Raw genomic sequence first — 14,774 nt, 5'->3', positions numbered from 1 at the left:
GGTCATCACCCGATCATGAAGTACAGAACTGTGGCAAAACTGACCGCAACAGCGAACTCGAGCAAGCCGGCGCCTGTGTTGCGATCCTCAGCGATTTCCTTGTTCAGGTCATCACGGCTGATAACCACCTTGTCAAAGAAAAATCGCACCACGATCAGGTAGATAAAGACACCCAGAAGATTAACGCCCAACCAGGACAGGTTGTCGGTCCAGCTGACGAAATCGCCTTTGACCGAGCCCATGATAATCAGGCCGATGGCGACAAACGTGCCCCCGAAACCCAGCCCCGCAGCCAGGTTATCGTTCTCGATTTCCTGTTGTATGACGTATGGCGTCATCCACTCATACAGCCTGCTAAAGATCAGCAGTGCCACTTGGCCGATGGCGTAGAAGACAAGAGCGGAAACAATGCCACCCCCTTCTCCGTGGATCGCTCCGGCAACCACTAGGGCTGATCCGATGTAGTTGGCGCCCTGTATCGCCCCTGCAGCCTTATTGTGGTTGTCCTTGATGGCCCCAGCCACGGAGAAGGTGTGTAATATGAAGCGGTCGTTCAGTACGCGCGACAGATTCAACAACACCATGCCCATCAGGCTATAACCACCCACCAAGAGCAGATCCATCCACAGGCCAGTACTAGGCCCTAGATAGGCACCGCAAAATATGGCCGTGAAACCAGCGTAATAGCCTGCAAGGCTGGTTGCCTGAGCCGCATTGTCAGAACTGGTCAACTCACGGTCGATGCAATAGGGCGTCAACAGACGCTTCAGATATTTCGCAACCAGGAAAAGCGCAATGTAGAGCGCCAGCATGCTGGCGCCCCTGAGCAGCACATCCGGATTAAACTCCATAGCAATCATCCTTGATCCGTCGTTCTGTATACCTTGATGCGGGTAGGCGGGATTCGCTGCGACAGGTAGGCCCGGTAGTCCTGTCCCCATCGTTCGATGGTCACATCGTGAGTCTCGTTGTCACCTTCGAGATCCCAGAATTCCAGGGTCTCTGGCCGGGATTCGTCTCCATCAGGCAGGAATCTCGCAGTTCCATGTTCGGTCATCCGGAACACATCGCCATCGAAGTGGACGACCGCCCCGGGTTTCAACCGTCCCACACCGGCGTCGTCCAGACCCAACTCGTCGATTCGCAGCCTCTTGAGCGTCACGCTGGTTTCCAGCTCATCGTCCCGATCCACGTCCAGCCAAACAGTGCCTGAGCCAGTCTCGCCCTCGAGTTCGAACCACTGGTAGCCATCCTGTTGATAGACGTGCCTGGCCGTGACCTGCACATCCACCTCAGTCATTTCCGCCCCGTAAGGCGGAAGCTGTATTACGCCACCGACACGGACACTCTCAATGCCACCCATTGGCGAGTGGGCGGCCCCGGACGCGGCGGTTGACGATACCGCCCGCCGGGACCACATTCGATAACCGATAACGCCGGCAACGACCAGCAACACCAGTAACAGAAGATCCATAACCATGATGACCTAGACTCCCGGCTTTTTCTCGGATGACTGGTCGGCCATTTGTGCCTTGAGTTCCGCCAGGGCGTTACTGCCACCACTTTTGTTGAGGGCCTGATTGATATCATCGTCCAGCGACCGGGAGGACTGGATCATATCGCCATAGGACTCAGCCAGGGCTTCCTCCTCTTCGACCTTGGAACGCATCTTCTCCAGAGTCGAAATGGTCGAGGAGGAATCCACCTGGGCCATCTGACGATTGATCTTCTTGGTGGCAGTACTGACCTTGGCCCTGGCCTTCAGTGTTTTGAGCTCGTTTTCCCACTGGGAAATCTGACCTTTCAGCTCCTGGATCTTGTATTCAAGATCGGCGGAGAGTCGGTCGTACTTATCCTTCTCCACCTGGCTTCGTTCCGCCACCTGCTGCGACTGGTTTTGCTTTTCCAAAGCACCGGATGCCAGCTTATCAGCCTCTTCCTGGGACAACTCTCCCACCGACGCCTTCTGCAACAACCGCATGGCTTTGCGCTTATAGTCCTCCACATCCGCTGAGGCATTCTCAAACTCCCGCCGGCTACGAATGGCGATAGCCTTGATTTCAGCGAGGCTTTGCAGACTGTTGTCCAGGTCCGTTTTCAGGTCCCGGATGGCCTGCTCGCTCATCTTGATCGGATCTTCGAGCTTGTCTACGGCCGAGTGGGCTTCGGCAGAGCTTAATTTGAACAGTCGCTTGAATAGGTTCATGCAGCAGCACCTCCTTGCTGGGAGAGCTGAATAAGCTCATCAGCATGCTCTGCAAGCATCAGGCTTAGAGCGTTCACGGAGCCTTCCAGTTCGTTCAGGTCCAGATTGGCCAGCGCCAGGGTGTCACGGAAAATCAGCCTGGTACCAGACTCGTCGAGGCACAGGGCTCCGTGTATCAGTTCCCGATTAATTTTCAGCAGGTCCCGGTAGTTGTCCTTACTGGCTGACGGTAAATCCAACAGGAACTGCTCGATCACGAGGATGTCGTCCTCGCAATCAATCACCAGTCGATGGATCCCCTGTTGTTCAGCGCTTACAACCAGCATCTGCTCTTCGGGATCCTCGTGATCCACCATAAGGGGCAGAGCGGCAATGTAGGTTTTTATGGTTTCAAATGACGTTGACATGTTGATGATCGCTCCTTGATAAACTGAGATTCAGAGGGGGACTGGAGAGGGTCTAAGAGCCTCATTGACGTCCGCTTCCGTTGGAATGGCCACCTCGCGGACCATAAGAATAATGCTGGCGGCATCAAAGCGGTGGTCCGGTGCCGGATGACACTCCACATGCCCATCCTCCCTGACATAGGCCATCAGCGTACCGAGTCCGGCACGCATGAGATCACAGGCAACGTCAGACCAGACCACGCCCTTGAGCGATACCCGATAACGCATCGCATGGTCGTCATGGTGGGTAAAGAGGTTCTCCAGGACTTTCTCTGTGCCGGGCGCCACCAGAGCACGGACGAGGATCTCCGGGTAAGCTCTGACCGGACGGATGGTGGTACTGGCACCGGCCCGCTCCGCACGATTTCGGTTCTCATCCTGCACGCACTCGGCGACGACATAGGGCTTTGCCTCGCCACAAAGCTCATCCAGCTGCATCAGTACGTCGAGCGTCACACTGTCCGAAACACGGCTGTATTCATCTCGCGCCAATACAATGATGGCACTCGCATCCCCGGCAGAGGCAGCCTCCAAAGCAGAAAAGTCCGACGACTCACCGTGGTAGTGAACCACTTCCCGCTCCCTGAGAGACGAGGGCAAGCCCTCAGGAAACGCATCCGTCAAAATCTGAACGGGGACATCTGCAAACGCGTCGGTAGCCCTCAACTGGTCGACCAGCCTGTGGAAATACACGGCAGGGTCGTGCTTCGGGCTATTGATGATTAATACATGGTCTTTCATATGCCATCTCCATTGACCCTTGATCATGTATTCCTTCCGCTTGAGCCGGTAGTCGATGTAATCACTGGCCAATTGAGCCAGGATTGTAATGCCAGCGATGTACAGCAGGATGACCGTGGCTGACCTTCCGGCGATGGTGCTGGCTGAATAGTCCCCGTACCCGACCGTGGTCAGCGTGGTGAGCGTCAACCAGACCGCATCATTGAGGCTCAGGCCCTCGAATATCACCATCGCAACGACATGGAGGGAGGACAGCGAAAGAAGCCAGCAGAGTGCTTTCTGCAGACGGCCTCGCAGGCCCACATCCAGTCGGCGGGAAAATTCAGTTCTGGAACGTCGTCTTTTAAAAAGGCGGGAAAACATGATTGCTGACGTCCCCATCCATGGGACGTACTTCAACTCCTGTCAGGCCAGCTTATAGATAGTTCGACGCCAATGAGGCGTGAATCAATATGTGGGCGGCAATCTTACACTGTCAAAAAAGGCAATGCCATGCATCGGTGCACACGGCCACCTCTTTACTGGTCCTGTTTCGACTTGAAAAACACTACCTGCTTGACGGTATGATCGTCTTCGTTGTCGCGCTTGTTAACCCGTGTTTCGAGTTCAGGGTTGGTCGGTTGTTCGGTGTCAGACACCGCATCGGTAAAGCCACAGGCCACGCATTCGCGCACCTGATCGTCATCGTCGGTGGTGAACATCATGATTTTGTCCATCTCCGCACAGCGGGGGCAGACGGCGCCGGCGATGAAGCGTTTAGGACTCGCCATAAGATTGCTCCAGTACGTTTGGGCATTGGCTTGTCGGGTTACGGCCTTTGGCCTAACCCGACCTACGGTTTCGTAGCTCGGACAGCGTTACCGCAGCCGGGCAGACAGCGCCAATGCTGTAGGTCGGATTAGGCCGCAGGCCGTAATCCGACAGTGTTTTCATCAGGCAGCGTCGTCCGTGATGCCGTTCTGCTTCAACAATGCATCCACCTGCGGTTCTCGACCGCGGAAGGCCTTGAACAGTTCCATGGGCTCCTGGGAGCCGCCTTTTTCCAGGATATTCTGCAGGAACGCCTTGCCGGTTTCCGGATCGAAGATTCCGCGTTCCTCGAACAGCGAGAACGCATCCGCCGCCAGCACTTCCGCCCACTTGTAGCTGTAGTAGCCTGCGGCGTAACCGCCAGCAAAGATGTGGGAGAAGCTGTTGGGGAAGCGGTTGAATTCCGGTGCCCGCACCACGGCAATTTCTTCCCGCACCTTGCGGTGCATATCCAGTGGGTTGGTCGGGGCCTCGCTGGTAAATTCCGCGTGCAGGCGGAAGTCGAACAGTGAGAATTCCAACTGGCGCACCATGGCCATGCCGGACTGGAAGTTCTTGGCCGCCAGCAGCTTCTGCAGCAGGTCCTCGGGCAGCGGCTCGCCGGTTTCGTGGTGCGAGGCGATCAGCGCCAGGGATTCCGGGTTCCAGCACCAGTTTTCCAGGAACTGACTGGGCAGCTCCACCGCATCCCAGGCCACGCCGTTGATACCGGATACTTCCAGCACATCCACCTGAGTCAGCATGTGATGCAGGCCATGGCCGAACTCATGGAACAGGGTGGTGACCTCGTCGTGGGTCAGCAGCGATGGCTTACCGTTGACCGGCGGGGTGAAGTTGCAGGTCAGGAACGCGACCGGCAGCTGCAGGTGGCCGCGCTGATTGCGCCAGCGCACCCGGCAATCGGCCATCCAGGCGCCACCACGCTTGCCCTGACGGGCGAACAGGTCGAAGTAGAACCAGGCCACCGGCTCGCCGTTGCGGCTGATGCAGTAGGCGGTGGCATCTTCATGCCAGGTTTCCACCTCGGGCCTGGCTTCGATCTGGACATCGAACAGCTTTTCCGCCACAGCAAACAGACCCGGAACCACCTTGTTCACCGGGAACCAGGGACGCAGGGTTTCCGGGGAGATGTCGTACCGTTCCTGGCGCAGTTTTTCGCTGTAGTAGCCGATATCCCAGGCTTCCAGCTCTTCCACATCGTGGCTGTCCCGGGCGAAGGCTGTCAGCTCGGCAAACTCTTTTTCCGCCACCGGCTTGGACTTGGCCGCGAGCTGGTTCAGGAAATCCAGAACCTCGTCGGTGCCGCGGGCCATCTTGGTGGCCAGCGAGCGCTCGGCGTAGTTGTCAAAACCCAGCAGCTGGGCAAGTGCGTGGCGACGCTTGAGGATTTCCGCCATCACCGGGGTGTTGTCCCAGGTGCCGGCGTCCGGGCCCATGTCCGAGGCGCGGGTGACAAAGGCTTCGTAGACTTCGCGACGCAGCTCGCGGTTGTCCCCGTAGGTCATGACCGGGAAGAAGCTGGGGAAGTCGAGGGTGATCACGTAGCCGTCGAGGTCTTTCTGCTTCGCCGCCTGTTTCGCGCCCTCAATGGCGCTTTCCGGTAACCCGGACAGCTCGTTCACGTCGGTGATGTGCTTGTACCAGTGCTGGGTGGCGTCCAGCACGTTGTCACTGAAGCGGTTGGAGAGCTCCGCCAGCTCCCGGGACAGCTCCGCGTACTGCTTTTTCTGGTCCGCCGGCAGGTCGACACCGCCCAGGTGGAAATCCCGCAGGGTGTTGTCCACGGACTTGCGCTGGGCTTCGCTCAGCTCGCTGAAATCGTCCCGCGCCGCCAGTTTCTTGTAGGCGTTGCACAGGGTTTCGTTCTGGCTCAGCTCGGTGCTGTATTCGGTGAGCTTTTCCAGGCAGTTCTTGTAGACCTTGCGCAGGTCGTCGCTGTTCATCACCCCGTTCAGGTGGGAAATCACCGACCAGGCGTTGCTCAGCTTGTCTTCCATTGCCTGCATCGGCTGGGCGAGGGTGTCCCAGGTGGGATCTTCCTGCTGGGCCAGTTCGGCGATTTTCACGCGGTTTTCGCTGAGAATCTGGTCAATTGCCGTTTCCATGTGTTCGGTACGCACATGGTCAAACTTCGGCAACAGGTCGTCGGTCAATAATGGGTTATTCATAAGTCCCCTTCTCAGCTGTCAATTTGTAGGGTAGCTTCGTCATATCAGCCATCGGAGCAAGGCACCTGTGGGGAGACCTGTCCAAAACACGCTCAAGCACATCCATGTGGCGCTTGGGCTCCGCCATCCATGGCTCCGCACAGTTTTGGACAGGTCTCCCCACAGGTACCCCCAGCCTCCGGGTAAACGCGATAAAGGTATATGTAATGACGAATGTACGTTCACACAAGGGTACCACGCCACAATTTGGCGAGCGCGCCTGGATTGATCCCAGCGCAGTGGTTATCGGTGACGTTCAAACCGGTGACGATGTCTCCATCTGGCCGATGACGGTTGTTCGCGGTGACATGCACAAAATCCGCATTGGTGACCGCTGCAGTGTCCAGGATGGGTCGGTGCTGCACATCACCCACGCCAGCGACTTCAATCCCGGCGGCTGGCCGCTGATCATTGGTGACGACGTTACCATTGGCCACAAGGCGCTTCTGCATGGTTGCACTGTCGGCAACCGAGTATTGGTGGGCATGGGCTGCATCATCATGGACGGGGCCGTGGTGGAGGATGAAGTTATTGTCGCGGCGGGGTGCCTGGTACCCCCCGGCAAGACCCTGGAATCCGGCCACCTTTATGTCGGGTCTCCCTGCAAGAAGGCGCGCGCCCTGACCGACAACGAGCGCACGTTCTTCAAATATACCGCCGCCAACTACGTGAAATTGAAGGACGAATATCTGAACGGACAGGATTGATCCTCTCGCACCTGACGCAGGTCAAAATTTGCTCAAACTGGGGCTTGAAAACTTCTGCGGTGATCCTACATTCGAAAATAGCAGAAGTTCACGGAGTCCCATCCGGCTGGCGCCACCGGTATGGAGCTGTTCCGCGAGCGAAGCTGATGTCTCACGATTTCAGATTCGTAAAGGAGGAGTTTCATCATGAGCAACATTGCACGTTGGAATCCAGTCAGTGAATTTGATGACCTGATGAACCGTTACAACCGGCTGTTGGGCCTGACACGTGGCAACGGTGAACGGGAGGGCAAGGATCTGTTCAGTCGCAGCGACTGGGCGCCCGCCGTTGATATCAAGGAAAGCCCGGAAGCCTTCACCATTGAGGCTGAGCTGCCGGGTATGAACAGGGAAGACGTCAAAGTTACCGTCCACGATGGTGTGCTCAGCATCCAGGGTGAACGCAAGCATGAAGAAGAAACGCAAGACAGGAAGCACCACCGTATCGAACGGGTTTATGGCAGTTTCCTGCGCCGTTTCACTCTGCCGGAAAATGTGGATGAGGACAGCATCAAGGCCAACTTCAAGGACGGCGTGCTGTCACTGACCCTGCAGAAATCCGAACCGGCTGAACCCAAAGCCATCGAGGTGGAAGTTCAGTAACGGTCCGGATGCCTGCTGCGGAGCCGGGGGCGCTCAGCTCCCGGCTTCTGCCTTTGTCTTTGCACCCGCAGCCTTGAGGGCATCGGCATACGCCGTGCTGCGCTGATGTTGCAGGATATGGTCGAGAATGGTTTCCCCTGATTCTCCGACGGCATCCAGATTTCTGCCTGCTTCCACGAAAAACCCGATGAAGCGTTCGAAATCTTCTGCACGCATCGCCCGATAGGCTTTCTGCAACACGTGGAAATCCGCATTTTCGCCAGCGTCCGCCGGCTCGATGGCGAGAAAGCTCCTGACCCGCTCGTCGCTCCACTCTTCGCCAATGACTTTCGGTTTGTCTGGTCCGCTCATAGTCTCTCCCGGTCTTTGTCCGGCTGATGGTTCAAACTTGGGGCCACAGTATAAAGATCTGAAAGCAAAGAAGTTAGTTGAAATGACTATGAGAAGCTATCACTGGAGCATAAGCGGTCAGGGCAGTATTTCCACGGGTAGCGCTTCCGTGGCAGCGGATTCGATGCATTCGGGATCACGGATGGCGATTTCCACACGCCGGTTTTTGGCCCGATTTTCATCGCTGTTGTTGGGGGCAAGCGGGTTTGTTTCCGCCCGACCGGCGGCCACCACACGCTCCGCCGGTACCTGTCGGTTCATGACCAGTTCATGGACCACAGACACCGCCCGGGCCGCGGAAAGGTCCCAGTTGGACCGGTAACGGCTGCTGGAAATCGGACGATCATCGGTATAACCGGACACCAGCACATCACCAGTGCAGTCCGCCAGCACCCCGACCACACGCTCAATAATGGGGATCATATCCGGTTTGATGGTGGCGTCGCCTGAGCGAAAGGTGGCCTCCTCGGAAAAGCGGATCACCACTTTTTTCTCATCGTAGTTGACACTCAGGGCCTCTGACGCCACCTCGTTCTCCAGCTCACTGATCATTCGGGTGGCCAGATCAACAATGCCGGCTGGAATGCCGGTTTCTCCGCGACCTTCGGTTCGCTCATCAATGAACTCCGGCTCATCGGCCATGGATTCGCTCGGCTCGGGCAGGGAGACAGTGTCCGACTCGATCAGGGTCAGAGGGGAGCCTCCGACATCGTCCGCCAGTACGTTGCTGCTGCCGAAGGCCACCGACATGGAATTGGCCATGGCGCGGTATTTCTCGATGTCCATTTCGGCAAAGGACAGCAGCAAAATAAAGAAGGTCAACAGCAGGGTGGCCAGATCGGCAAAGGTGACGATCCAGGCCGGGGTGCGGTTCTGCGGCTTGCGACGGCGATGCTGACTGATACCCGTCAAACTGTCAGGCCTCCCGCTCCGGTGCAAGGCCGGTGCGTTGGTCCGGAGTCACGAAGGAGGACAGCAGTTCGGTCATCACCCGGGGATTCTCTCCGCGCATGATGTTGCGGATCGAAGTGGTGATCAGCAACTGGTTACGGGCTTCATCCTCTGCCTTGAGCTGTAGCTTGTCCGCCAGCGGCAGCGCAATCAGTTGCGCAATAAAGGCACCGTAGAGCGTGGTCAACAGGGCGATGGCCATGGCCGGGCCAATGGACGAGGGATCATCCAGGGTGTTGAGCATCTGCACCAGACCAACCAGGGTACCGAGCATGCCAATGGCCGGGGCCGATTCGCCGATGCCACGGAACACCCGCTCAGCGACCTCGTAACGCTCCGCTGTCTGCTGCGTTTCCTGTGTCAGGGCCTCTTCCACCAGTTCCGGTGGATGGCCGTCGACACAGAGGTTAATGGCTTTTTTCAGGAAACCGTTCGCGGTTACGTGGTCCTCAAGCCCGAGAATACCTTCCTTGCGCACCACCATGGCCAACTCACCCACTTCCCGGATCAGCTCGGTCGGGCGGGCCACCTGCTCCTTGAATGCCGCGGAAAATGCCAGGCGAAAGGCGCTCATAACCGAGGACAGCCGGAACTTGATCAGGGTCACCGCGAAGGTGCCGCCCAGCACAATGGCCAGACCAGGCAGATTCAGGAATGTCAGTATGGAGGCGTTGGCCAGCATGGCGAGTACCACGATCAACACGCCCGCCACCAGACCCACAAGGGTAAGAATATCCATCCGGGACCTTTCCAGTGTTTTGACCCAGAGCATAGCCCATCCCGGGCTGCCCGGCTCAGTCGTTACGTAATTCGTCCATCACCGCCGCCGTTTCCGGGCGAATACCCCGCCAGATGCGGAAAGACTCGGCAGCCTGCTCCACCAGCATACCCAAGCCATCAAACACCCGGGTTGCGCCCTGATCCAGCGCCCACTGATTAAAAGTGGTGGTGGTCAGAGAATACATCATGTCGTATACCACGGTGTCGGCACCGATCACATTTGGCGACAGCGGCGGCAAATCTCCCTGCAGGCTGGCGCTGGTGCCGTTGATGATCACGTCAAAAGCATCATCGGGTGCCTCGAAACCACACGCCGAGAGCGCCACGTCACCGGCATCGGCACGGAACAGGTCCGCCAGCGCCTGCGCTTTGGACACCGTCCGGTTAGCGAGGGTGATGGCGGCAGGCTGTGCGGCGATCAGCGGACCCAGAACACCACGCACAGCGCCACCGGCGCCCAGCACCAGAATGCGCCTGCCTTGAAGTGCCACTTGGTGGTTGCGGGTCAGATCGGTCACCAACCCCTTGCCGTCGGTGTTATCAGCAGTCAACAAGCCCTCAGCGTCGACAAACAGGGTATTGGCGGCCCCGGCTTTTTCAGCCTCCGGCGTCCGTCGGTCCGCCAGCGACCAGGCCTGCTCCTTGAAGGGCACGGTGACGTTCAGGCCCATACCGCCCTGACGGAAAAAATCCCGTACTGTGGCGGCGAAATCGTCCAGGGGCGCCTGAATCGCCGTGTATTCCACTGCCTCGCCGGTCTGTCGTGCAAACAGGCTGTGAATGCGGGGGGATTTGCTGTGGCTGATCGGGTGGCCAACCACGGCGTAGAGATCATTGTTCATGGTTCAGCTCCAGCCAGTCACGATCCGTGAGGAAGTAATCGGTCAGGCGCGCCTCCTCGGAGCCGGCCTCCGCGCTGCGGTTGTAGTCCCAGCGCACCAGCGGCGGCAGCGACATCAGAATGGATTCGGTGCGGCCGCCGGACTGCAGCCCGAACAGAGTGCCACGATCGTACACCAGGTTGAATTCCACATAGCGGCCGCGACGGTACAACTGGAAATCCCGCTGCTGTTCCGTGTAGGGCAGATCCTTGCGGCGCTGCACGATGGGCTCATAGGCATCGATATAACTGCTGCCCACCGCCTGCATCAGGCCGAAGTCGCGGGCGAAGTCGCCGGTGTTGTGGTCGTCGAAAAACAGACCACCAATGCCCCGTGGCTCGTCCCGGTGTTTGAGGTAGAAATATTCATCGCACCAGTGCTTGAAGCGCGGGTAAATGTTGTCACCGAAGGGCTGGCAGGCGTTCCGGGCGGTGCGATGCCAGTGCACGCAATCTTCCTCGAAGCCATAGTAGGGCGTCAGGTCATAGCCACCGCCAAACCAGTACACCGGCTCGGCATCTTTCGGCGTGGCGATGAAAAACCGCACGTTGGCGTGGGAGGTGGGCACCATCGGGTTGTGGGGGTGGATCACCAGGGACACCCCCATGGCCTGCCAGGGCGCGCCGGCCAGGTGAGGGCGATGGGCTGTGGCAGACGGCGGCATGGTGTCACCCATCACATGGGAAAAGTTCACCCCGCCTTTCTCAAACACGGCGCCGTCAGTGATCACCCGGCTGATCCCGCCGCCGCCTTCCGGGCGGTCCCAGGCATCGGTGATGAATCCTGCTTTGCCATCCACCGCAGCCAGCCGCTGGGCGATGTTCTCCTGCAGCGCCAGCAGGTACTGTTTGACGGCATTACTGTCGGGTTGCTGCGACATCTGCTTCTCCTACCGCAATTGACGGCCGTTGACGATATCCAGAATCCGGCTGGGCTGGCGGTTGCCGCCCAGATCCCCGGGCACGATCCAGTCCAGCTCGTCACCGAAATAACGGCGCACCTGCCAGATGGAGCGCGCGGGCTGACGCCCCGCCGGGTTACAGGAGGTGGACACCAGCGGCATACCGGCGGTTTCACAGAGGGCACGGATCACCGGGTGGCTGCTCACCCGCACCGCAATGGAGCTGTGGCGCCCGCGCACCCACTCGGGAATCTGCTGCTTCACATCCGGCAACAGGCAGGTGACCGGCCCGGGCCAGTGCTGCTCAGCTTCCCGCTGCAGGGCCACAGGCAGGGGATCCAGCAGGAAACGCACCTGGTCGACGGAGGACGCCACCAGGATCACGCCTTTGTCCATCGGACGCCGCTTCAGGTCGAGGATACGGTCTACCGCCTCTGCATCCCAGGGATCGCACCCCAACCCCCAAACCGCTTCCGTCGGATAAGCGATGACACCACCACCCAGAAGGGTGCGGCGGGCACAGTGCAGTTGCCAGTCAGTGAGGGGATTGGGCGAATGCGGCATGTCTCAGGCTATCCTCTGAAAACCTCCCGGAACCGAGCTGACCAATCCCTGAAGTTCAAGCAACAGCAGCGACTGCATCAACTGATCGGCGGGTAATCCGGTTTCTGAACACAGTTGATCGGTTGATTGCGGATCATACCCTAAAGCCTCCAGCACCGCGATTTCCCGCGGCTCCAGATTCACAGTTGGGGAGGCCTCAGCAGACGTGGCCTGCGACGCCACGGGCGGCGACCACCAGGCTCCCAGCTCCTCAAGCACGTCGTCCACGGTTTCCACCAGGCGCGCACCCTGCTTGATCAGGTGATGGCAGCCCCGGGCCACCGGGCTGTGGACCGAACCGGGAATAGCGAACACCTCTCGCCCCTGTTCCAGCGCCAGCCTGGCGGTAATCAGCGACCCGCTCTTGAGGCCGGCCTCCACCACCAGTATGCCACGGCTCATACCGCTGATAATGCGGTTACGCTGTGGGAAATGCGCTGAGCGGGCGCGGGTACCGGGCGGGTACTCGGACATCAGCAACCCCTGGCTGATAATGCGATCCGCCAGCTTGCGATGCTGGCTGGGATAGAGCTGGTCAAAACCACTGCCAATAACCGCCAGGGTATCGTGGCCCGCGTCCAGGGCACCAGCATGGGCGGCGCCATCAATACCAAGCGCGAGACCGCTGGTCACCAGGAATCCCTCCCGGGCGAGGGCGGCCGCAAAATTCCGTGCATGGTCCAGACCGGCCCGGGTGGCGTTACGGCTGCCGACAATGCCGATCTGATCCCGCGTTAACAGCTGCCGGTCACCGAGGCAGTAAAGCACCATCGGGGCATCGTGAATATGGCGCAACGGATCCGGGTAATCATCATCCCCGGGAGTTAACAGCCAGACACCCTGGGCACGGCACGTTTCCCAGGTCTGAAGGACCTGCCGCACCAGCGGATGATTCCGGTCCTGTCGTTGCCACGCCTGCACGGGCTCGATGGTTTCCATGGTCAGGCCGATGGCTTTCAGCGTCGCGACGCTGGCGCCCAGAACCGCAGTCAGGTCTGCCATCGCGGACAGCGCAGCCTGGCGACGGCGTATGCCGAATTTCGGCAGGCGGGATAGCATCAGCCAGGGACCGGCGACGCTCTGGAAAAGATCGGAGGTTACCTCCGAAGGACTCGGGGCTGTGACTACATCAGACATGGGATCCTTCCCTGGGTAGTGGATGTGGCAGCAGACAGAGCTGCATTCCGGCATGTGCCTTCCTGGCACCGGCGATAATGATTATGTCATAAAAAACGGGAGCCGGTGACCGGCTCCCGTTCAGTGATCCGCGTTCTGAGATCAGGCGGGTTCAGGGATTGGTTACCTTGTCCCCGACCGACAATGGGCGGGTAGCCTGCAGGATCAGACCGTAGCTCATTTTTTCGTAGGTCTGGAATACCATCAGCAGGCCAGCGCGCTCGGACGGCAGTTCGATGGTTTCGTTGGTGACCGGGTCACGGACCATATTGCCGCTCTTCAGAACCGCCATCACGTTACCCGGCTTCAGACCCTCGCGTTCGCCGCGGTTGATCGCCACCACATTGAACTGGCCGATCTGGTTGACGCCACCTTCTACGGAGATCATTTCACCTTCAAGCTCCTCGTCCGGTGAGCTGGGCACGAAGTTGGTGGTCAGGCGGCGGTCTTCACTCACCAGCAGCCGGTCACCGATACGAACCTCTTCGCTGGATTTGGTGAGGCTCAGTGTCAGCACATCACCGTTTTCGGCGTTGATATCGCCCCTGGCAATGCTGCGCGCTTCCAGTCCCAGGAACTCACCGGTCTCCGGATCACGAAACTCCTGGCTGCGGCGGAAAATGCCGACCTTGTCCGCCGGCTTGTCACCACGGGCGTAAATGCGGTCGCCGGCACCGGTGATGATACGACCGTCTTCACCTTCCAAAACGTAGGGTGCTCCGTTGATTTCCTCAGCAGAGACGATACGGGTTTCGGACAGGAAGCTGCTGATTGCATCCAGCGGGATCGCCGGGATCGGCGTATCAATCGGTTCAGAGCGCACCTTCGGTGACAATTTCACCACCCCGTTGCTCGTCACCTTGGTCAGGCGTGGCTTACCATCGATATAGACCAGAGCCAGGCGATCACCCGGATAAATCAGATGAGGATTCTCCACCTGGGGATTCACGTGCCAGATTTCCGGCCATTGCCACGGGTCTTCCAGAAAACGGGCGGAAATATCCCACAGGGTGTCACCCTTCACGACAGTGTAACGCTCGGGATGATCGGACCTGAGCTCTGGTTGCGCATGGGCCCAGGAGGTTAGCAGCAGCATGCTTGCTGCCAGAGCGTACAGCAGTTTCCTCATTATGTAAGTCCTTGATCGCGTGCCTTGAATCGACAGATTCTGTTCTTGATATGCAGCCAGTCGGGTGCAGCTTATTATGTTGCTGATTCCGATACTATAGAAGATGTCTCGCAAATTGTGATGTTATCTTTTGTTCTTCCAGTAAATTCTACCCCACCATCGAGAGATTTTAACTATCAACTGATCAGTTTGTACTCAATCGTC

General features: G+C 58.5%; 17 protein-coding genes. 2 read left to right on the top strand and 15 right to left on the bottom strand.

Going from position 1 to position 14,774, the window contains the following annotated elements; genetic code table 11:
- Window positions 1-5: 5 nt before the first annotated feature.
- From ACQUWM_RS12950 to prlC, 7 genes are all read right to left on the bottom strand, one after another.
- Complete coding sequence (locus tag ACQUWM_RS12950; RefSeq protein ID WP_407001695.1) at window positions 6-851, bottom strand: DUF350 domain-containing protein; 846 nt, start codon at window positions 849-851, stop codon at window positions 6-8.
- Window positions 852-856: 5 nt separating this feature from the next.
- A complete protein-coding gene (locus ACQUWM_RS12945) occupies window positions 857-1,480 on the bottom strand; it encodes a DUF4178 domain-containing protein (RefSeq protein WP_428922431.1) in 624 nt (207 codons plus the stop codon).
- A gap of 6 nt (window positions 1,481-1,486) precedes the next feature.
- Window positions 1,487-2,206 (bottom strand): PspA/IM30 family protein, encoded by a 720-nt coding sequence (locus tag ACQUWM_RS12940; RefSeq protein WP_428922430.1) that lies wholly within the window; start codon window positions 2,204-2,206, stop codon window positions 1,487-1,489.
- Window positions 2,203-2,613: a YbjN domain-containing protein gene (locus ACQUWM_RS12935; RefSeq protein ID WP_428922429.1), complete on the bottom strand. Its 411-nt coding sequence runs from the start codon at window positions 2,611-2,613 to the stop codon at window positions 2,203-2,205. The genes ACQUWM_RS12940 and ACQUWM_RS12935 overlap by 4 nt, the downstream gene beginning before the upstream one ends.
- Before the next feature lie 30 nt (window positions 2,614-2,643).
- Window positions 2,644-3,756, bottom strand: coding sequence for an ion channel (locus ACQUWM_RS12930; protein WP_428922428.1), 1,113 nt, complete (start codon window positions 3,754-3,756; stop codon window positions 2,644-2,646).
- A 155-nt stretch (window positions 3,757-3,911) separates the two neighbouring features.
- Window positions 3,912-4,163, bottom strand: coding sequence for a YheV family putative zinc ribbon protein (locus tag ACQUWM_RS12925; protein WP_407001690.1), 252 nt, complete (start codon window positions 4,161-4,163; stop codon window positions 3,912-3,914).
- 162 nt (window positions 4,164-4,325) lie between these two features.
- Window positions 4,326-6,371 (bottom strand): oligopeptidase A, encoded by a 2,046-nt coding sequence (gene prlC, locus ACQUWM_RS12920; RefSeq protein WP_428922427.1) that lies wholly within the window; start codon window positions 6,369-6,371, stop codon window positions 4,326-4,328.
- A gap of 206 nt (window positions 6,372-6,577) precedes the next feature.
- Between prlC and ACQUWM_RS12915 the strand changes: the two genes are divergently transcribed.
- Complete coding sequence (locus tag ACQUWM_RS12915) at window positions 6,578-7,117, top strand: gamma carbonic anhydrase family protein (protein WP_428922426.1); 540 nt, start codon at window positions 6,578-6,580, stop codon at window positions 7,115-7,117.
- 186 nt (window positions 7,118-7,303) lie between these two features.
- Window positions 7,304-7,759, top strand: a complete 456-nt coding sequence (locus ACQUWM_RS12910) for an Hsp20/alpha crystallin family protein (protein WP_407001687.1) — start codon at window positions 7,304-7,306, stop codon at window positions 7,757-7,759.
- Between the two features lie 33 nt (window positions 7,760-7,792).
- On the opposite strand, the gene ACQUWM_RS12905 is transcribed toward ACQUWM_RS12910, so the two are convergent.
- From ACQUWM_RS12905 to ACQUWM_RS12870, 8 genes are all read right to left on the bottom strand, one after another.
- Entirely contained in the window at window positions 7,793-8,110 is a 318-nt protein-coding gene (locus tag ACQUWM_RS12905; RefSeq protein ID WP_406989827.1) for a PA4642 family protein, read from the bottom strand.
- Window positions 8,111-8,227: 117 nt separating this feature from the next.
- Window positions 8,228-9,061 carry a flagellar motor protein MotB gene (locus tag ACQUWM_RS12900; RefSeq protein WP_407001685.1) on the bottom strand — a complete coding sequence of 278 codons (834 nt, stop codon included), beginning with the start codon at window positions 9,059-9,061 and terminating at the stop codon, window positions 8,228-8,230.
- 4 nt (window positions 9,062-9,065) lie between these two features.
- The gene (locus ACQUWM_RS12895) at window positions 9,066-9,839 is read right to left on the bottom strand and encodes a motility protein A (protein WP_407001720.1); all 774 of its coding nucleotides are present in this window, start codon (window positions 9,837-9,839) and stop codon (window positions 9,066-9,068) included.
- A 55-nt stretch (window positions 9,840-9,894) separates the two neighbouring features.
- The gene (gene aroE, locus ACQUWM_RS12890) at window positions 9,895-10,722 is read right to left on the bottom strand and encodes a shikimate dehydrogenase (RefSeq protein WP_407001684.1); all 828 of its coding nucleotides are present in this window, start codon (window positions 10,720-10,722) and stop codon (window positions 9,895-9,897) included.
- On the bottom strand, window positions 10,712-11,641 hold the full coding sequence (gene hemF / locus ACQUWM_RS12885) for an oxygen-dependent coproporphyrinogen oxidase (protein WP_428922425.1): 930 nt from the start codon (window positions 11,639-11,641) through the stop codon (window positions 10,712-10,714). Before hemF ends, aroE begins: the two co-directional genes overlap by 11 nt.
- A gap of 9 nt (window positions 11,642-11,650) precedes the next feature.
- Window positions 11,651-12,226 (bottom strand): L-threonylcarbamoyladenylate synthase, encoded by a 576-nt coding sequence (locus ACQUWM_RS12880; RefSeq protein ID WP_428922424.1) that lies wholly within the window; start codon window positions 12,224-12,226, stop codon window positions 11,651-11,653.
- 3 nt (window positions 12,227-12,229) lie between these two features.
- A complete protein-coding gene (dprA, locus tag ACQUWM_RS12875) occupies window positions 12,230-13,402 on the bottom strand; it encodes a DNA-processing protein DprA (protein WP_407001681.1) in 1,173 nt (390 codons plus the stop codon).
- 151 nt (window positions 13,403-13,553) lie between these two features.
- A complete protein-coding gene (locus ACQUWM_RS12870) occupies window positions 13,554-14,570 on the bottom strand; it encodes a LysM peptidoglycan-binding domain-containing protein (RefSeq protein ID WP_428922423.1) in 1,017 nt (338 codons plus the stop codon).
- Window positions 14,571-14,774: the final 204 nt, after the last annotated feature.

The sequence above is a fragment of the Marinobacter sp. DUT-3 genome, from assembly GCF_050379435.1.
In the GTDB taxonomy this organism is placed as follows: domain Bacteria; phylum Pseudomonadota; class Gammaproteobacteria; order Pseudomonadales; family Oleiphilaceae; genus Marinobacter.
Note: the sequence above shows the minus strand (reverse complement) of the source record. Positions and strands in the feature narration are given on the sequence as shown.